The organism is Paenibacillus sp. FSL H8-0034, assembly GCF_038000305.1.
In the GTDB taxonomy this organism is placed as follows: Bacteria; Bacillota; Bacilli; order Paenibacillales; family NBRC-103111; genus Paenibacillus_S.
Genome location: NZ_JBBOBS010000001.1, coordinates 7,244,080 through 7,263,354 on the forward strand (window position 1 = coordinate 7,244,080; position 19,275 = coordinate 7,263,354).

16 protein-coding genes are annotated in these 19,275 nt (G+C 46.3%); all 16 read right to left on the minus strand.

The window, feature by feature from the left end; genetic code table 11:
- Positions 1–166: 166 nt before the first annotated feature.
- Positions 167–1,276, minus strand: a complete 1,110-nt coding sequence (locus NST47_RS32380) for a toxic anion resistance protein (protein ID WP_341158816.1) — start codon at positions 1,274–1,276, stop codon at positions 167–169.
- A 21-nt stretch (positions 1,277–1,297) separates the two neighbouring features.
- Entirely contained in the window at positions 1,298–1,936 is a 639-nt protein-coding gene (locus tag NST47_RS32385; protein ID WP_341158817.1) for a hypothetical protein, read from the minus strand.
- A gap of 286 nt (positions 1,937–2,222) precedes the next feature.
- On the minus strand, positions 2,223–3,275 hold the full coding sequence (locus NST47_RS32390) for an ATP-grasp domain-containing protein (RefSeq protein WP_341158818.1): 1,053 nt from the start codon (positions 3,273–3,275) through the stop codon (positions 2,223–2,225).
- On the minus strand, positions 3,272–4,108 hold the full coding sequence (locus tag NST47_RS32395) for an HAD family hydrolase (protein ID WP_341158819.1): 837 nt from the start codon (positions 4,106–4,108) through the stop codon (positions 3,272–3,274). The genes NST47_RS32390 and NST47_RS32395 overlap by 4 nt, the downstream gene beginning before the upstream one ends.
- Positions 4,105–5,253 (minus strand): cysteine protease StiP family protein, encoded by a 1,149-nt coding sequence (locus tag NST47_RS32400; protein ID WP_341158820.1) that lies wholly within the window; start codon positions 5,251–5,253, stop codon positions 4,105–4,107. Before NST47_RS32400 ends, NST47_RS32395 begins: the two co-directional genes overlap by 4 nt.
- A complete protein-coding gene (locus tag NST47_RS32405) occupies positions 5,250–6,677 on the minus strand; it encodes a phosphoribosyltransferase family protein (protein ID WP_341158821.1) in 1,428 nt (475 codons plus the stop codon). The genes NST47_RS32400 and NST47_RS32405 overlap by 4 nt, the downstream gene beginning before the upstream one ends.
- On the minus strand, positions 6,610–7,824 hold the full coding sequence (locus NST47_RS32410) for an HpcH/HpaI aldolase/citrate lyase family protein (protein WP_341158822.1): 1,215 nt from the start codon (positions 7,822–7,824) through the stop codon (positions 6,610–6,612). Before NST47_RS32410 ends, NST47_RS32405 begins: the two co-directional genes overlap by 68 nt.
- A gap of 94 nt (positions 7,825–7,918) precedes the next feature.
- Positions 7,919–8,701, minus strand: coding sequence for a TerC family protein (locus tag NST47_RS32415; protein WP_341158823.1), 783 nt, complete (start codon positions 8,699–8,701; stop codon positions 7,919–7,921).
- Positions 8,702–8,726: 25 nt separating this feature from the next.
- Positions 8,727–10,094 carry a TerD family protein gene (locus tag NST47_RS32420; protein WP_341158824.1) on the minus strand — a complete coding sequence of 456 codons (1,368 nt, stop codon included), beginning with the start codon at positions 10,092–10,094 and terminating at the stop codon, positions 8,727–8,729.
- Positions 10,095–10,130: 36 nt separating this feature from the next.
- Positions 10,131–10,712, minus strand: coding sequence for a TerD family protein (locus tag NST47_RS32425; protein WP_341158825.1), 582 nt, complete (start codon positions 10,710–10,712; stop codon positions 10,131–10,133).
- Positions 10,713–10,818: 106 nt separating this feature from the next.
- Complete coding sequence (locus tag NST47_RS32430) at positions 10,819–11,394, minus strand: TerD family protein (protein WP_341158826.1); 576 nt, start codon at positions 11,392–11,394, stop codon at positions 10,819–10,821.
- Positions 11,395–11,449: 55 nt separating this feature from the next.
- Positions 11,450–12,040, minus strand: coding sequence for a TerD family protein (locus NST47_RS32435; RefSeq protein WP_341158827.1), 591 nt, complete (start codon positions 12,038–12,040; stop codon positions 11,450–11,452).
- Between the two features lie 75 nt (positions 12,041–12,115).
- Positions 12,116–12,562 (minus strand): tellurite resistance TerB family protein, encoded by a 447-nt coding sequence (locus NST47_RS32440; protein WP_341159803.1) that lies wholly within the window; start codon positions 12,560–12,562, stop codon positions 12,116–12,118.
- Positions 12,563–12,789: 227 nt separating this feature from the next.
- Positions 12,790–13,683: a nucleoside hydrolase gene (locus NST47_RS32445; protein WP_341158828.1), complete on the minus strand. Its 894-nt coding sequence runs from the start codon at positions 13,681–13,683 to the stop codon at positions 12,790–12,792.
- Between the two features lie 57 nt (positions 13,684–13,740).
- A complete protein-coding gene (locus NST47_RS32450) occupies positions 13,741–16,104 on the minus strand; it encodes a helix-turn-helix domain-containing protein (RefSeq protein WP_341158829.1) in 2,364 nt (787 codons plus the stop codon).
- A gap of 29 nt (positions 16,105–16,133) precedes the next feature.
- A complete protein-coding gene (locus NST47_RS32455; protein WP_341158830.1) occupies positions 16,134–19,256 on the minus strand; it encodes a glycosyl hydrolase in 3,123 nt (1,040 codons plus the stop codon).
- Positions 19,257–19,275: the final 19 nt, after the last annotated feature.

Below are 19,275 nucleotides of genomic sequence, written 5' to 3' on the forward strand. Positions count from 1 at the left end.
CTGCAACCCGTTTGTTACACAAGCAGGCCGAATGAACCATGCAAAAGCTGACCGGGATAACGGTAAGAATAGTCTTAATCTTCAAGATATGTACAACGACAAAAACCGGGAGCTGAGCGCTCCCGGATTCGATATGGACTCTATGCTTTTACACTCCTGCCTCTGCCTATTCCAAAAAACTCGACAAAGACTGGTTCTGCTGCTGATTTTGGATCGCAGCTTGTCCACCAGGGGTAATACCGAGACGTTGATTCAATGTTTTGTTGATCTCCGTCATTTTGGTGGTATGCTCGGTCGCGGTTTGAATGATGCTGCGGTTGGACTGCTCATATAAATCCATCGCGGTGAACAAGTCGCCAATCGCCTGATTAATTACATCGATTTGCAGCGCTGGCTTGCCCAGTAGATCATTCGTTTTCTGAGTCGTTTCCTTCAGCTGCCTTGAATTTTCGGCGAACATTGTCTCCAGCGTACGATTCGCGGAATTGACTGCATCAATCGTATCGAGCTGATCCTGAAGTGCCATGGAAATCATCGCAGATACGGTAATCAAATGCTGGGTTTTGTGAATCGTGCTGTCTACCGCATCAATCAGTTTATCATTATTGTCATTAATAATATCCGTGCCTGCAATCGCCTGCTGGTACAGCAAAATCATTTCGGTAAACGATTGGATACGGGTTACGACCTTGCGCAGACCACGTTCCAGATGGTTTTTTCGATTCGCATTTTCCGGCTTACTGATCTCTTGCTCGAACAATTCCTTCAGTTTATTGCCCATAGCAATTCGCGCCTGAACATTGTAAACCTCTTGAATCGCGGTACGCTTCAAATTTTTCATGTACACAATGTTTTCCTGCAAAGTATCCTTGCCATTGCGCAGAGATTGGACAATCGCCGCTACATTCGTATTCACGGATTGATATTTATAGACAAAATTTTTCATTGGTGTTTTTTTCAGCAGTTTATCAAAAAATCCGACCTGCTTGCTTTTATTCAACGCATCGATCTCGCCGCGGAGCTTCAATATGTTATTGGAAACCTCAGCCCGCTTGCCGGACATCAGCTCATTCACCGGACGTTCAAGCATCGCGAGCGACTGTCCTGCCTTTTCCATCGTTCTTTGACCCATATTACCGATTTCATCCATCAGGCTGTCCAGATCTAACGTATCGGTCGTCGATACTTTCTGAATCAGCTGCTTTGCTTCCTGCTCTACCTTGTTCACATCCTCCTGTTTAAGAAGAACAAGCTCCGTCAATGGTTGTGTTGACAAACATCTCAGCTCCTTTAAAAATTAGTTTTGTACGTTGTAGCGTTCATGAATGAGATCAATTTTGGTTTGCAGATCAATTAAATCCCTATGTTCAATCGATTCCACATAAAAGGAAATTTTAGAATTAATATCTTTGAGACCTGTCAGCAGCAGCCGACGGTTTTGCCGTTTGGCTTCCCCACTCAGCTTCAAAAAGGGATTAACCGCACCATTCAAATCCTTGAACACCAGCCGATGAATATTATGATTGATGTTCCCATCATTCAGTTCCTGAAGCTGCGGAATGACCCGCTGAAGCCGTGTTAAAAGAGAAAGTGTTTTTTCCACAATTTCATTATCGAGATTATCCTTCTGCCCTTCAGATATCATCATATCTTCAAGCACACCAATATACTCAAGAACAGGCCCCCATACCGGATCCTTAGCAACTGTATCCTGGAGATCGGACGGCAGAGGTGTTGAAGCTTGTGATGGTGCTATAGGCTCGGCAAAAGGCTTTGCACCCTGCATCGGATGCTTCGGTTTGTAGAAAATAAGTGCCAATGACGATAAACCTGCCGGAATCAGAAGCGCGACATAAACGGGCACAAATAAGGTAGCCAGCAAACCAATCAAGTAACCTGCAACAATAACCACAGTAAACAGCTTGAGACGTGACATACGCTTCTTTCACCTCCTGGGAGTTTTGCTTTAGCAAAACTAACTTCGTAAGCATTCGCTGAGTTTTGCTTTAGCAAAACTGACTTCGTAAGCATTTGCTTTTCTATATAACCATCATATCACAAAATCGCTGCAGGCTAAATTAGTGAACCGTGTTTATCATCTTTTTACAAGCAGTCCAAATATCTCCACACAACAAAAAGCTTCTTATCGAAGCCTGCTCGATAAAGTTACACATTCCTTACATTGTAAAAACAGCCCCCTTCACAGGGAGCTGTTCCAATAATTATATAGACTTTTCCAGCTGCGGCTGTACAGCCTCGCTTGTCATTAGCACGATCGGCTGCTCAACATAGCTCGCTGTAATTCCCAGCTGTGGAACGGGAATGGCAACAGCCTCGCCCAGCACCGCCTTTACGGCCAAATAAGGAATATTGACTCCAGACAAGCACGTAATGTACAGTCCGCCGGACATTCTTGGGTTAATCTCGAGCAATTTGGGAATACCATGATTGTATTTCACCTGAATGTTATATACATAGGGTATCCGATATTCCGCGGCGAATCGTCTTGAGATTTCAAGCAGCTCCGGCACATCCTCCAATAAGTAGAGACGTCCAGCCTCCTTGCGGCGTGGTATGGCGGCCTGCAGCTCACCGTCAGCCGATGCCAGGCAATCAATGCTGTATTCGTTGCCCTCCAGCAGCTCCATCACCATAATATCCTCAAAGGTCTCCTGCGAGGAAAAAGCTTCATATGCCTGCTCGAAGGTGATATTTAAATTCACCCAGCCATACAGCTCCTCCAGCCGATTCTGCTCCTCAACAACTACTCGAAAACCCATGCCGCCTTCTGCATTTGTTGGTTTGAAGCATACCTTCAGCCCTTTGGAGGTTAAGCTTTCATAAGCTTCCTTAAAGGCCGCAGCTGTATTAACGACATAATACTCGGGAATCTCCACGATCTGCTTGCCACGTACGGACTCATAAAATAAATCCTTTTCCATCAGATTCTCCATCAACTCGGTATCGCGGCAAAGCATAACCTTGGTGCCAATTTGATCAAACAGATCCACATACCTGGCGATTTCCAGCATCTTCAACCGAGGTATGAATACATCGATTCGATGGCGCTTGCAGAAGTCCAGGCAAAACTCCACATATTCAAACCCTTCCAGCACGGGCTCCGTTTCTGCATGATCGCAAGCCTGTAAGGACATATGCTGAATATTAGGATGCGTCCCATACAATTCGAACCGTTCACCATAAGGGTTGTTACGGATCATATTCATATAATGATAAGCTACTGAAAACCAGCGATTAAACCAAATCCGCTTCATACTATGCCTTCTTTCTTCTCATAGATGATTCCGTTCCTGTATGCATGCCGTTCCAATACTTGCTCCAAAAGCTCTTCAGCGGCATAGATTCCTGGAAGCTGCGTGTACGTGATATGCGGATGCTTCGGATAATGCTTGAATAATTCGCCATGTCTCGGTGCTATGGCTTCATCTGCCGCTAGCAGCAGACTTTCATCCAATAAAGAATCGCCCGCGGCTATAACATGGGAGGCTCCCAGCCTCTCCTTGAGATGAAGCATCGCAGCGCCTTTGCTTAATGCAGCGGGTACCAGATATATTTTCCTGCCCTGGATTGACAGGTTCCAGCCCAGCTCTGCGATGGCCGCTCGAAAATCATCAAGCTCCGGCTGCGGTATCTTGTCCCGCACGATGACCAGTGAATAAAACAGCTCATCGGCGTATTTTTCCGTTAGCACCCACTCTGGCGTTGCGATCTGATCCCAATATTGTTTAATATCTGCAGCCGGTGCACTGGAACGGGCAACTGCGCCAGTTACCGTTTGCTTCCAATGCTCATCAGCTTGCCCATTGACCAGAATCGTGCCGCCATTGCTCGTAATCGCATAGTTAGGCCTTTCTGTGTCCTTGAATACAAAAATACGTTCATACTGCACCACAGTCCGTGTCGTAACCGGAATAAAATGCATGCTCGCTGTTACTTCAGTTAGCAATTGTATGGCACGCTTTGTCATGAAGGAAATATATCTTTCCTCATACAGCTCAATAGGAACGGTCTGCTCCTGCGGCTTCAACGGCCCCATTGAGGCTTCCGAATAAATCAGGGTTTGATCCAAATCACTGGCAAATATCACGCTTCGACCTCCCCTTTACGTAATGGCTTAATAATCCCGCAGCATGAATAAGTAAGATTCGGATACACTTCAACTGACACAGCTCGATCCTCAGCCAACAGCAGAATGTGCCGGAGATTTGGGTTGTCCAAGCGGTCTACGAGAATTTTCCAAGGCACTCTACGCAGTAAGACGCGGGTCGTCTCGCCTACTCCAGGTTTAACCAGATTCACATCATCAATGCCGTAATCCTGTTGAATTCGCTTAATATCCTGGATTCCTTTCCACGTCGCTTCCGTTTGCTCTGGATGAAGCTCGAAGAATGAAGCTGTTTCCTTCGCCTTGGCCTCAATACGCTTGAAGCAGCTGGATACCTTGTCAATGAACAGATTGGATAAATCCTTGGACAGCCACTCCTTATAAAACTTCGCTCCGTGGAAATCATTCGGACCAATCAGATCATCCCGCAGCACCGTTCTGCTCATTAATCCGGATACGGTCGAGTTCAGACAAGCACTCGGTATCAAAAAATCCTCACGGGTACCGAAGGTTTCCGAGCAATAACCTGGGTCCGCGAGCACAGCGAGATCATCATTCAAGCTGACACCATACTTATCCTTCATATGTGCGCAGGCATCGACCAGTACCTTGCGAATTGCGCCTTTTCCTGTCCATCCATCAACAAACTGGATCTCATGGTCAGGATGCTTGTAAAGCATATATCGAATCGCATTTTCATCAATACCTTTGCCACGAATAATCGAAATACTGTAATGAGGCAAATCGATTTGATGCACCTCTTGAATATACCGCTTGATTAAGATTCCGATCGGTGTACCCGCACGCGCCAAAGAAGCCAACACTGTATGCTTGCCGCGCTTTCTCAGAATCAATTCAGCAACGACACCTGCCGCGGTCGCTACCTTCTCAGCAGACTCTTCGAGCGTATCGTGGAACAGCTGGATGTAATCATCTGTAGGCTGGTACTCCACTGGCAGCATTTCCGAGTAATGCACACCGGACTGAATCGCCTCTTCCCGATCCTCGGTCCCTCTTTCAAGCGTAATATCGCTTAAATCCTTTAACAGAAACTGCACATCCGCTGGGCTGTAGCTGCCAACTACCGACGGAGCTTGAAGCTCCTTGGCAAATAACTCTGTTTTCATGAGGTTAGCTCCTTATCTACATCGTTCACGGGCGGGCTAAAATAAACAAGATGAATATGCGGTGTATGCGTGCGTCGTAAAGCCTCAATAAAAGGACTCTCTGCTTCAGAGGAAGCTTCCCTTTCCATAAAAACAAACAGCTCATCATAATGACCAGGAGGGATATTATACAGGAAATTCATCACAGCCGGATCTTCAGGAGAGGTATAGGCATCCCGATATCGAATCGCATAACCGACTTCTTGGCTGGGGTGGATTGGACTGCGTGTGGTAGATTGATAAAGGATTCCATCGCCCATAGCAGCTGCAATTCGCATCGGCACATACATAAATTCACCTGTGCCAATACATAAGGTATTTGCACCTATTCTTAGTGATCCCAGGAAGGCTGCGGCCCGTTGAACCTGCTTATCCAACAATAAGTTGTCCCCATATTGAAGACCAAACCTGCCTGTCAGACTCACATAAGGATTCAAATTCACATCACCTAACGAATTACCCGAGCTTACCTCCATATGGTCAAATTCATTGTACACATAATGCTTCGTAATGGTTGAGGGCTCGGCTGCTGCATTCATAGAAGGCGCGACATCATCCATGTATTCAATAGAGCTGCCCTGAACCTCGATCTGCCCCTCTATTAACGACAGGCACACAATCTCAATATCCAGCTCGGCCTCGAGCATCGTAAATTGTTCGCGATCTGCATCCGATCTCCAATCAAGAAGACTGGCCACGATGTATTTGGAACGCGGAAATTTCATATGTAAATCGCGAATCATATTCAGCGCGGTTTTACCCGTCGTGATCTCATCGTCTACCAGGACGACCGGCTGCGTTCCTTGAAAAAAGTGTTCATCACGCGCATAGCAGCGGTGAGCTGTTGCGTGTGAATGCTCCTCTTCAAAGCTAAGAATGGAATCCAGCTCTCTGATTGATTCTCGTGTTGTGTGCAAATATCGGGTAGGTCCACTAAAAACTTCATACATGCTATGACCCAAAGCTGTAGCCGTCTCCGCAAAGCCTATGAAGAGGTGCGGCTGGTCAATAAGCAATGGACTGCTTTTTAAGCTGGCATACACATCTGCTGCATAGAGCGCAGGGTTGCGAATCGCTTGAACAATTTCCGGAAGATCCACGGACACCGGACCTCCACTTTCTTGCTGCAGCAGTACAGCCAGGGCAGCTCCTCCGAGCAAAGATACGTGCGGATTGACAGGAATGTGTTTGCCCAATACTTTGCTGACGAACAAAAAGCTTCTTTTTTTATTAATTCTGGCAGCCATCAAAAATAGCTCGTCCATCGGTAGATTCAGAGGATTGCTCGTGACATGAACAATAACCTCTAATTGATCCTTAATTTTGTACATATGCTTGCTCTTGACCGATTCGGACGAGCAAGGAATTGAAGTTTTGATTTTCATGAAACACCCCATATACTTTTGATCTGTTCATAATTCGCTGCGCCCAATTCAGATGGGGTTTCATTTCGTTCATTTTATTTGCGTACTGGCTCTTCATTACACCGAGATAACCATTATTATTGGCGATGATGGAGGTGGCGTCCATATATTCTTCGTGACTGACGACAAGAAGTGATTGAACAAGTGTAATATGCGTGGGGTGAATAATTGTTTTACCTATAAGTCCATTTTCTTTATCCAATGCGATTTCACGAAGCAAACCATCAGTCTGGCGATTGACGACCTGCATCTTAACCCTGCGGCCCTTCCGCCCCATCGCATCCTCAAACAGGTTTTGCTGGACACTCTGCTTCAGAGATCGATCACTTTTGAAATATTCCCACACAGGACCGGAAATCACATAACCATCCTCAATGCGTCCAAAAACATTAATAATATCCATGATGCAATCCCGGATAACTCCCAAATCGTAGATCGTCATATCCGAGCTTCTCCGAATGCCGAACAAACTTGAGAAATCCGTTGCGCCAATCCGAATATTGAGAATATATGCCTTGAATGGCTCCAACAGCTGTTTGATCGCCAGTAACGTCTCCAGCCTGCTCTCCCGATAAATCACAGCAGCTGTTTCAAGTATAGGCATTCCGTATAACACGGCTGCAGACGGTGCTTTGTGCTGATTGTAATCCATAAGAAGTTGGAGATAATGATGAGCATTATCAACCGTAAACTTAGGAAATACAAACCCGGTAAGCAAAGCGGCATCTTCCTGGAGCATTGTCAATATTTTGCCCATTTGCTCTGGAGAGCGCACACGAATGAACAACAGCGGCAGGCTGTGAGTCAGCAGAGTGCCAAGTCGAATCCAGGCAGATAACCGACGTAATTGCTGGATCAGGCATTCCTCGGCAAGCTCTACCTGATGATCTCCTACGGCATCCTCCAGGTCTAACACCAGAGAGGTCAATCCTTCATGTTTACCGGAAACAATATCATCCGCAATCGTAAGCCTTGTGGCTGGCGTATATAAAGCGGCTCCGACAGCGATGGATAGCAGTTCTTTATCTGATGTATTGTCAAAAGAGACCGGTGGTTCATAGAAGAGGAGCTGTTCCTCTTCTTCAGAGAGGTAATTAAAATAACGCATGCAATCGCTCCTCCATTTCTATTACACCTAATTTAAAACCTAATCTAAAATATCCTCCCGAAATTGGAAGGATATTCGCTTACTATAGCATCCATTAACTGGATTTAACCTCTTTGTTACCTTTGTTCTTAACTGCGCTGTAAATGATCGTGCCTACAAAAATAGCAATGATCAAAGAGAAGAAATACACATGGGATACTTCGAAACCGTAAGCAGCTGCAATCATTTTGACACCGATCACGATAATCAAAACAAATGCCGCTTTTTCGAGCTCTGGATACTTTTCAATGAGCTTAAGGAACACTTGTGCAACTCCACGCATCATCAGAACGCCCAGTATACCACCAAGGAACAATACCCAAATCTTCTCGCTGACACCAAATGCAGCAAGGACGCTGTCAATACTGAATGCAATATCCATCATCTCAACAGCAGCTACTGTTTTCCAGAAGCCCATTCCCTTATTTTCAATTTCTCCTTCTTCCTGCTCAGCCTTCTTACCGATATAAGGAAGAATGCCGTACATTTTAAATTCGAGATTGAACAGGTTGCTACAAGCGATCCATAACAGGTACACACCACCTGCTACCTTCACCCATGTAATTTTAACCAGGAATGTCCCGATACCGATGGCAAGGAAACGAAACACATAAGCCCCGATAATCCCGTAGAACAATGCTTTCTTTTGCTGTTCTTTCGGTAAATGCCTTACCATTACGGCCAGCACAAGTGCATTATCAGCGGATAACAATCCTTCCAAGAGAATCAGAGTACCAATAATTCCCCAGTTCACCGGATCTGAAAGTGTCGATACAATAACAGACCAGCTAAAAAAGGTACTGAAATTGGCAATAAAGCTACTTATAAAATCTGACAAACTTTACCCCCCCTTTAACTAACAACTATTTGGAACCAGCAACCCATCTCAAGCCCCATTTATAAGCTTCATCCATTTTCGCATGACCCGCATAATAGGAGACCAGTTTTTCAATGCTCAAGGTTTGGTCATTCACATTTTGAATCAATGCAATGGCACACATACCTTTATTTTTTTCATGCTCATCCATCCGGACCTCGATATCGGGACCGCCGCTTTGCTTGATCGTGACGATACCGTTGGCTTCCGCCCAGTTGGCTGCTCCTTCATAGATAAAGGCGAATACGAGAATTCGTTTAAATTCCTTCAGCATATTTCCGTTAATCCGCAAATTTTCGCCGGATTTCACCGTACCCGTCCGATCATCTCCATCGAGGGAAATATAGGGCGCACGCGTCAGCGAACCAAAGGAATTACCCAATGCCTGTACAACACCCTTGCTGCCATTCTTTAATTCATACAAGCAGGCCAAATCCAGATCCAGATTGCTGCTGCCACCGAACCAACCGGATTTTTTCTTCTGGTCCCAGTTCAGATTGACGAGAATCTCACCCAGTGAGCCGGAATTTTTTTGAAGATTAATCGTATCTCCGCGTTTTTTCAGCTCGATTTTGTTCAAATTGATCGGATTGGCTGCTGGTGGTACAGATGGTGCAGGCTCCTTGGAAGGCCGATTCAAATTAAGCGGCTGCGGCTGTGGCGGGTTATTGGGCTGCTGGCTGGGCCTGTTCAGATTCAGCGGCGGGTTATTAACCGGCGGTTTATCTGCTTGAACAATTGGCGGCGGTTGAGGTGTCGGTGGTGTTGGTGCTTTGATCTCTTCTTCCTTTACCTCAATGCCAAAGCTATTGCACAACGCTCCCAGGCCACCAGAATAACCGGAGCCGATCGCATTGAACTTCCAATCGCTGTTGTATCTATATAATTCTCCTACGACAACGGCCGTTTCGACGGAGAAATCTTTTCCCAGGTTGTAGCGAATCAGCTCGCTGCCAGACGTTGGGTCTATGATACGAATATAAGCATCGTCTACTTGAGCGAAATTTTGTTTTCTTTTCTCTCCCTCATAGACAGTTAAGGTAAAAGCAATCTTGGCATATTGTGCAGGTACATTTCCCAACTGAATCGTGACCTGCTCCCGGTCAGTTACTCCCGCCATATTCCGCTTGTCACCTGTTGTCAGGGAAACCGCATGATTAGCTCCTACAGGATTTCCATAGAAAATAAGGTCTTCATCACGTGAAACCTTCCCATTAGCCCCCAGCACAAATGCGGAAAAATCAAGATCCACACCATTTGCATTACGCCAACCCATGCCAATTATAACTTGAGTCAACGAAGGGTTGTTTTTAGTCAGATCGGCTTTCTGACCCTTAACTACTGAGATCGCCATGACTACACACCTTTCTTACGTTTTAAGTTACGAAGCCTAGTTGGCGTCAAGACCGTAGTTTTTGCAAAGGGCAGCAAGACCGCCGGAGAAGCCGGAACCGATTGCCTGGAACTTCCAATCTGAGCCTTGACGATACAATTCGCAAATGACTACTGCGGTTTCGATGGAGAAATCTTCTCCAAGATCATAACGCAGCACTTCTCTGCCATTGGATTCATCTACGATGCGAACAAACGCATTGGAAACCTGTCCAAAGTTTTGTGAGCGGGCTTGTGCATCATGAATTGTTACGGTAATCCCGACTCTTTCAACATTAGCAGGCACTAATGAGAAATCCATAATGATTTGCTCATCATCGCCGTCACCTTCACCTGTACGGTTGTCGCCAGTATGTACAACAGAACCGTTAGGTGTTTTCGGATTGTTATAGAATACGAAGTCATCTACACCTTTGGCTTTACCATCGGCATAGAGCATAAATGCCGAAGCATCGAGGTCAAAGTCGCTACCGCCGTTATATTTGTTCGTATCCCAGCCTAAACCTACAATAACCTTGGTCAGTCCTGGATTCGTTTTGGTAAGATCAATACGTTGTCCTTTGGATAAGCTGATTGTCATATGAGAAACTCCCTTCAATTTTAAGTGTTGCTGTTATTTACAATAAGCCGCCTTGTACAAGGCGGCTTATTGTCCATGTCATGTCATACATGAACAGGATTATTGTTTATGCAAGACCGAAGTCACGTACCAAGCCGTTTAAGCCGTCTTTGTAGCCACTGCCGATAGCACTGAATTTCCATTCACCGTTATTACGGTACAATTCAGCAACGACGATTGCCGTTTCGACGGAGAAATCTTCTCCCAGATCGTAACGAATCAATTCTTCATTGCTTTCTTCGTTCACAATACGCGCATAAGCGTTGGAGACTTGTCCAAAGTTTTGGCTGCGCTCCTGAGCTTCATGAATCGTAATGCAAATCGAAATTTTCTCGACGCTTGCAGGAACTGAAGCCAAATCCACTTTGATTTGCTCATCGTCTCCGTCGCCTTCACCAGTTTTATTGTCTCCTGTATGTACAATGGAACCATTTTCGTTCTTAGGGTTGTTATAGAAAATAAAGTCTTTCTCGGAGCCAGCTTTACCGGAAGCATTCAATGTAAACACGGAAGCGTCCAAGTCAAAAGCGGTACCGCCATCATATTTGTTCGTATCCCATCCTAAGCCGATAAGCACCTTAGTCATACCTGGATTAGTTTTTGTCAAATCAATCTTTTGTCCTTTAGTTAAGCTGATTGCCATAATAAAATTCGCCTCACTTTTCTATAATTTAGTTTAGGTGTTGCTTGTACTAAGATTATGTGTAGCGTCTGGCCAACAAGTCGATATGAGCAGCCTGCTCGCCTTCGCCAATTGCATTAAATTTCCATTCGCCGTTATTACGGTAAATTTCACCAACAATCAATGCGGTTTTGCCAGCATAGCTGTCAGTTAAATTAAATCGTACCAGCTCCTGATCATTCGTATGGTTAAATACACGAATATAAGCGGACTTGATCATGCCAAAGTCCTGTTTACGGGCTTCGCAGTCATAAATATTGACGACCATCAAAATTTTCTGTACGTGAGCAGGTACTCTGGCCAGATCAACAACGATTTGCTCATCGTCGCCATCACCTTCACCTGTCGTATTGTCTCCGGAGTGAACAACAGAACCGCATGCACTTGTTTTGTTATAAAAGCATACGAGATCTTCTTTCTTCTCCAGCTTGTTGTTCGCGTTCAGCAATAGGGCCGAAGCGTCACAATCAACAGCAGGCTTTTTGCCGCCAAAGAAGCTTTTCTTCTGTTCGATGGCATCCCATCCAAGACCAACGACAACTTTCGACAATCCTGCGTTTCCTTTTGTTAAATCAATCTTCTGACCTTTAACCAATGAAATCGACATGTATTCGTACCTCCTTCGCTTGATCTCTATCTTTCACCTGTAATACGGCATACGCCCGTATGTGGTTTCAAGATTTTATAAACCAAATTCTCCGGAGTTCAGTCCAAGCACCTTGCAAATATCACGGACAGCATTTTTCTCTGTTTCGTCAAAATCTCCATCCGCTGCACCGATCGCGCAGCATACCCCTACAATAACACGACCGACTTCGGGCTTGGAATTGAACGGAGCAATTGCTCTCAAAGCCTCCTGCTTACCAATGGTTACATCAAAGTCCATATTGCCTGTATAATGATTGAACCGATTGATAACATCCGTAATATTGTATACCTTTAACTCTTCACTATGATTTAAATAACCGGCCATCTTTTGCTTCTCTGCTGCAGAAATATTACCATCCGCTGCAGCTACTATAGCACATCCGGCAACTATGGCTTCGAGAAGATCCTTATTTTTATACTTCTTGACAGAATCCTGTAAACTGGTTTTACCCTTGGATAACCAATTTTGAAACGAGTTCAATGCACTCATGTTTGTTTCCTCCATTTTTAATAAGGTTATGTTACCCATTTTCCAATATCTAATAACAAACAGATGGTGCGATCATTGCTTTCCACCTTTTCCCTACTATTAACTTTATACATATCCCTAAAATTTTGCAAGTTTCGATAGGATTCCTTAATCATACAAAAAAGATGACACCAAAAGCATTGTCATCTTTCATTATCGTACGATAATATGAAATTTAATCAGCCTTCATTGGAGCTGCGTGCAAAACGGGCAATTTTGGCAAAAAAATCCTCCAAAATAAACCGCGGATCTACCGTCTCATACACTTTAATCGCCCGATGCCTGCCATTATGGATGTAATGCATCTGCGGATCCATCTCCGGCGCCGGCCGCCATTCCGATCTGCCGCCCTCGGGATACATGATCAGCCCGATCACAGGCGAATCTCCCAATGAGCGGTATTCGATAGCTTCTTTTTTCCTGCTATTGTATTCCAGCAGCTGTTCGACCAGATAGGCACCGATTCTGCCGTGCGGGTATACCTTTTCAATCAGCTCCGAATGACTGACAGGCATCATCCGATAGGCATTATAGGGAACCTGCCATACCTCAAGCCTGGATTTAAAAACAACGTTGGCCGCATGGATATCATTGGCCAGATTATACTCCCTCCCGCCTGCAGGCCACGTATAACCGCCAATCCAGATGACGCGAATATTACGGCCCTCGATAGCCGGCTCCAGCAGCAAAGCTGACGCCATATCGGTCAATGGTCCGCAAAACGCGATGTGCAGCGTCCGGTCGTCGTCCTTGAGCGCTTCTTCTATAATAAGGCGGGCTCCAGGCGAATCCACAGGTGTCCATTCATCCGGCATTGCATGGGGAGCTCCGTTCTCGGCTCTTATGCTGCCTTCCAGTCCCATCAGCCGCAGCAGCAAATCGATTTCTCCCCTGCTGTCCAGCATGCTTGTTTGCGAAATTTTGTCCCCAAAATGGGCTGCTATAATTCCATGTAGCTCAAAGGATGGCGTCAAAATACCATGAACGATAGCGTACTGATCATCTGCCTCCGCCTTTGTGTCGGTATTGATAATCACGCGCAGCTTTTTATGCTGTGGATAATCAAATTCCATCAGAATACCTCCATGTCGGACAGGCCGCCCGTCACACTCAACTGAACAGCAGCCAGCCTAATCGGTTTTTTTATACAAAGTGCGATATTCGTTCGGTGAGATGCCTTCTACTTTTTTGAACACTCGCAAAAACGTGGTCCGGCTGTGAATACCGATACTTTCCGCAATATCATTGACCTTCATCTCGCTCCGGGTCAACAGCTCTTTGGCTTTTTCGATACGCACCTGATTGATATAATCAGTCAAATATACGCCGGTTTTATCTTTAAATACGCGAGACACGTATTTCACGGAAACGCCCATTTCATCGGCTATTTGCTCCAAGCCCAGATCCTGTGTGTAATGCTCCTGAATATATTTTTCGATAAGCGAGACGAGGCTGCCCGATCTTTGACCTTTTTGCGCTTTGGTCACTTCAATAATTCGGGCGTAAAATGCCTGAATAATCTGCTGCAGCTCCTCCTTCGTTCCGGTAAGCGTATCCCCAATTGCGGGACTTGTGAACTGTTGAAGCTGCTGATCCATCTCCAAGAACGTAACATTGCGGCCTTTTTCCGCTAAAAATCGGACACCGGTCACATACATTTCTTTAAACAGCTGTCCCATATGCTCATAGGACATGCTGCGCCGCATATTATTTTCGACAATTTCCTCAAGCACAGTCCTCACGGCTGTCTCGTCACCCAGCTTCAAATAATTTAATAGCTTCTGCTCGTCGTACAACGAATATTGGTAGCTGTTGCGGATCGACATGTGGCTGGAATCGACAATCTGAAACCTTTTTTCCTTATTGCGTTTGCCAAGCGCCGTCATCGCTTCATTATAGGAAATGCCGATATCATTGACGTTGGTGTAAAAGGTGCCGATTCCTATCGTGATATCGTAATACATCCGTATGTCATATTCGAAAATTCCGAGCATCCGGTTAAACGCCTCGTACAGCAGTTCCGTTTCCTGCGCTTCATCCACATTCACAAGCCCGACGAACAGATGCATCCGGTGCTCCAGTACGTAAGCGGGCAGGTCACGACCGAGCAGGGACCAGATGATTTTTTTAATTCCATTGATTACATAGATCCGTTCGGTATCCTGAATATCCTCGTAAAAAGCCTCTTTAAAATCAAAATGGACCGAGCAGCATATAAAGCCCGCACGCGTGAAGCCGAAGTCCGCCTTCAACGTTTCTCGTAATATTTCCTCCTGATTCAAGGTGTGGCCTTTAAGCAAGAACAGCAGCGAATACTCGACATACTCGCTTGTATGCTTGTCGTATTTGACCTTGTACTGCTGGTTGCTGTCGGATAGCCGGTCAATCCCCTGGCGAATCAGATCGAACTCATTGGAATGGATATTATCTGCAGAATCTCCGCTGCCCAAATCACTTTTTAAAGCAATCACATCACGAATGTTGCGAATCGGATTGTAAATGCGAATGCTGAACACGAACGAAAAGATAATGCCCATCACTATCAACACGATAGATAAGAGCACCGTCATTTGCAAAATATTAACCGTATGCTGGTTGAATTCACTGAGCGGGGTGAACGAATAATATTCCCAGCCATATAAATTGGACTTGATATGGGCAATCATATAACGCTTTCCCTTTATCTCAATATCCTGCGCCCCGCCTTGTTCATGATAAGCAGGCAGCCAGGCCGAGCTTTCCGGCGAACCGTTCATCAGTCCATGCTCATCATAAATAATCTGCTGATTCCCATCCAGCACTACAAAGTTTGTGGAATCGAAAACGGCATTACCCTTCAACGCATTGACAATCGCATTAACGGAAATATTGACGACCATCACTGCATTCTGATTCTGAATCCGGTTGGTCATGACGATAGGTACAACCTGTTTGATCGCCATCTGCTCCTGAACCACACTGGAAACCGGCAGCAGCTCTATGCTTTTGGTCGAGCTCCGTTTATTTATCCAAAATGCCGTGTCGTACTTCTCATACTTATAAATGTTATTAAAGTAGGAGTTAAACGTGTTAACGCCCGCACCGACGTAAACCTCCTGATTATCAATGTAAACAAAGGTCGAATCCGTAAAATTGCTAATAATATTTTCGCTTCTCTGCAAGATCCGCGGCAAGCGCCACAGCTCAGATTTGATAACCAGACTCTGGCTGTCCTTGGGGATAAGCAGATTCATGACGGTGTAATCAAACAGAAAATTGATCCCCGTCTCCTGCGTCGTATTGATATACAAATCTATCGTATTCGCGGCAGATTCCAGATTGGTGGTAATCCGCTCGTTAAACTGATTTTTCATAATGCTGATCGAGTACGCATATTCGGACACGCCAATAATAATAATCGGAATCAAAAGAGACAGGAAATACGATAAAATTTTGAGAAATAATCGGTTCTGCTTGCTCTGGAATTGTTTGAATCGCATGATCCCGTTGTTCATCGTTGTTTCCTCTCTTTTGCTTCCGGCAATTAATGGATTTGCACAATCTTGATTTGTTCAAACAAACCATAAGGCTGCACAATATAGCCGGGCGTGAATTCATTGCCCTCCCTGCGAAAGGAATCCCAGCCGGTCGTAACCTGCCTCGGTCCTCGCGCTTCATGAAAAGGTCCGAACATATTGCGCGGGCTGCCCATGACCTCGATCTCCAACGCATTACTGCCGGCGTTCAGATAAGGGGTTAAATCGACACCATCAGCAGCTTTCCAAGGCACGTGTCCGGCAGTAACTCCGTTCACACGGATTTCCACAGTGACCGCAGAATGATCTCCCAGCAGCAGGACGGCTTTTCCCGTTTCATCGTCCGGGTGAAAGTAATCGATATGGTAAATCATGCTTCCATTATAATGATAATAGCCCTGCAAGCACCAATCTCCCGTACGGAGCGTGTCCGGTTCGGCTACGATACTCCGCGACAAATTGACCGCAAAATCGCCGATCAGGTAGCAGTCCTCGATTTCCATCGCCTGCGTGTAGTCAGCATACAGCTCCAGCTCGTTGCTGCCCGGTCTGATGCCAGGAAGTGTTATACAATCCATCGATCTGTCGACGAACCAGCCTACAGCCTTATTGGATATCTCGTGACCATTGAGCAGGATACGGAACTGCTGCGAGCCTTCCAGCACAAGCCGAATTTCTTGGGCAGGCAGATCCGTCACATCGAACCGCAGCCTGAACCCGACAGGTGTGCCATTATGGGGGTGCTCTTCATGAATCCACTTGTATCTCTGTGTGATGCCATTATAATACACCTGCCGCATGCTTAATGTATCGCGGATTTCCCTTTGAGCAGACCACAGTTGCATTTCCACCGACCAATCGCCGTCACCCATACGGTACTCACAAGTATCCAGAGTGAGCACATTAGGCATCGTCCTCGTAAAACGAAATTCGGGACCGGCCGCCGCGTAGAGAATAGGTTCAGACTGGGATTGTGGTAACACCTTTGGAGATGAAGCTAATGCATGCAAGGTGCTCGCGTCGACTGGGTAGATCATGTACAGCTTGGAAGCGGTTGCACCGAATTGAGCGTTAAAGCACAAACGATCTCGTTCGATCCAAGAATCGATCTCCGTAATTTGCCCGGTCAATGCGTCCCATTCTTCAACACGGCCTATCAGCTGAATATCGATACGCACCTCATAACCTTGATCGCGATCATTATTGACGACGAACAGCGTATGCCCATCCTCAACCTCCTTGAACAAAATGAACAGCTCGGAAGCCTCAGCCGCATACCGATTATGAATTCGTACAGGCCGTGGTTGGATGTCCTCCAGCTTGGCAATTACATCCTCCGGTCTCGATGCGATGGTGACGCCCGGATGGGCGTACAGGCCGATCAGCTCATCGGAAGGCTTGCCTTCGATCATTGTGGCGAATGGCGTCATCGCAACCACTTTACCACCCTGCTCCAGAAACCGGAGAAGCAGCTCATACGTGCTGCGCAGCATCGTGCGTACCGGTGGAATGACGGCAACCTCATAACCCGCCAGATTCACGAACAGCTTATTATCGCGAATCGCTCCTGTCTCAGCCATAATCGTCTCATCGCCAAGATCAAAATCATAATGAGCTCCCAGCAAAACACGTAAAAAATCATTAAATTCAAACCCATACTGGTCAATAGCCGGAATGTCACGGTCCAGGCCGCGTTTTTTGCTTCCATAAGGATTGGTTCCGAGCATCGACCAGGCTGTTGAAGCCGGATGCAGCACCAGAATATCCCTGACCGGCCGCCCTTCGCTCATAATCGAACCGATCCGGGCAAAATAAGCTTCCATCATATAATTATATTTCCACCAGCTGTTCTGGTAATTAAAGACGGGAGGGTAGTCTCTTTTGCGGCAGCCCTTTAATGAATACAAGGCAAGATGCTGGGATCTCAGGTTGATGCCCAGTACGTACTGCCAATCCCCCACCCATTTCTGGCCTTCGAACGTAAATTCCCAGCCAGTACAGCCATACGTTTCAGAAATCGTAAACTTACGGCCGTATTGATTGGCAACGCTAGTACATTGCTTGACGGTTAAGTGCTCGTTGGTCTGCTCACAGAGCAGGTCGATTCCCGGAACATGCTGGTACCGATAATGCGGCATAATAGCTCCGCCGACCCGTGTCGCCACTCCGAGAGAGCCTTCCCACAAAAAGTGACCGGTAAAGGCAAGTCCGTTATCCTCGCACCAATCGCCTAACTGTTTGGAATACGACTCGCAAAATTTATCCGATACGGTCCGCCAGTAATCATGCCGTGCATGTGGGGACTGCTCTCCGTTAAAGAAAATGTAAGGCAGCAGCTCAAGAATATCATACCCGCGCTTGTCTGCGAAGTAGGCAGGAAACGTGGATGTCCATGGAATCCAGCCGCGCCCCGCCGTATAGGTGCTATGACGGTCATGCACACTCGGCTCGTCGGTGAAGATACCGGCAATCGTGCTGCCGAACTGCTCGCCAATTTCAGCTTTATAAACCTCATAGGTCGAATCAATAAAAGCACGGACTGTGTCAGGATTCATGCTGTCCGGCGGCGCCTGATCATTAAACCATTCACTCGGAGCCGATACCTCGACCCTGAATACGAGCAGCACTTCATCCTCGGCCAATACTGCGGCTGTTTGGGGGGCTGGACCGGCTATCTCAGACAGTTGAAGCTGCTCGCAGCGGAGCAGCTTCATATCATCGATTACTGCCCTGAATACCGCAATCATGTTACCGTCAGGCTCGAAGGAGCCCCGTGCTACTTCGATTGTCAGCCCTTTGGAACGGTGCTCATCCCCTATAGCCGGAACCTGTCCTCCCGCAGAGCCTGAAGGCCAGCGATCCTCATCATACAGCCACGCCTTCATCCCCTGTTGTTCCGCTTGAGCCACCGACTCACGAATAGCTTCCATCCATTCGGGTCCCATATAAGGCGTTTCCAGACCGTCACGCGAATGCATGAAAAAGCCGCCCATGCCCTGAGCCTTCATATCCTTAATTTGCCGCGTCAGCTCTTCCTGCTGCAATTCATCATTCCAGGCCCAAAAAGGCAATGAACGGTATTCCGCAGGCGGCTGATTAAACCGTTCTCTCAATTCAGGCAAAGTTGCCATATGGGTAGACCTCCTAAAT

What these genes read in the sequence shown, in the direction of transcription:
- NST47_RS32430 (WP_341158826.1), bottom strand. Translation starts at nt 11,394, where the DNA reads ATGGCAATCAGCTTAACTAAAGGACAAAAGATTGATTTGACAAAAACT.
- NST47_RS32425 (WP_341158825.1), bottom strand. Translation starts at nt 10,712, where the DNA reads ATGACAATCAGCTTATCCAAAGGACAACGTATTGATCTTACCAAAACG.
- NST47_RS32455 (WP_341158830.1), bottom strand. Translation starts at nt 19,256, where the DNA reads ATGGCAACTTTGCCTGAATTGAGAGAACGGTTTAATCAGCCGCCTGCG.
- NST47_RS32400 (WP_341158820.1), bottom strand. Translation starts at nt 5,253, where the DNA reads ATGAAAACAGAGTTATTTGCCAAGGAGCTTCAAGCTCCGTCGGTAGTT.
- NST47_RS32435 (WP_341158827.1), bottom strand. Translation starts at nt 12,040, where the DNA reads ATGTCGATTTCATTGGTTAAAGGTCAGAAGATTGATTTAACAAAAGGA.
- NST47_RS32445 (WP_341158828.1), bottom strand. Translation starts at nt 13,683, where the DNA reads ATGGAATTTGATTATCCACAGCATAAAAAGCTGCGCGTGATTATCAAT.
- NST47_RS32390 (WP_341158818.1), bottom strand. Translation starts at nt 3,275, where the DNA reads ATGAAGCGGATTTGGTTTAATCGCTGGTTTTCAGTAGCTTATCATTAT.
- NST47_RS32450 (WP_341158829.1), bottom strand. Translation starts at nt 16,104, where the DNA reads ATGAACAACGGGATCATGCGATTCAAACAATTCCAGAGCAAGCAGAAC.
- NST47_RS32385 (WP_341158817.1), bottom strand. Translation starts at nt 1,936, where the DNA reads ATGTCACGTCTCAAGCTGTTTACTGTGGTTATTGTTGCAGGTTACTTG.
- NST47_RS32410 (WP_341158822.1), bottom strand. Translation starts at nt 7,824, where the DNA reads ATGCGTTATTTTAATTACCTCTCTGAAGAAGAGGAACAGCTCCTCTTC.
- NST47_RS32420 (WP_341158824.1), bottom strand. Translation starts at nt 10,094, where the DNA reads ATGGCGATCTCAGTAGTTAAGGGTCAGAAAGCCGATCTGACTAAAAAC.
- NST47_RS32405 (WP_341158821.1), bottom strand. Translation starts at nt 6,677, where the DNA reads ATGAAAATCAAAACTTCAATTCCTTGCTCGTCCGAATCGGTCAAGAGC.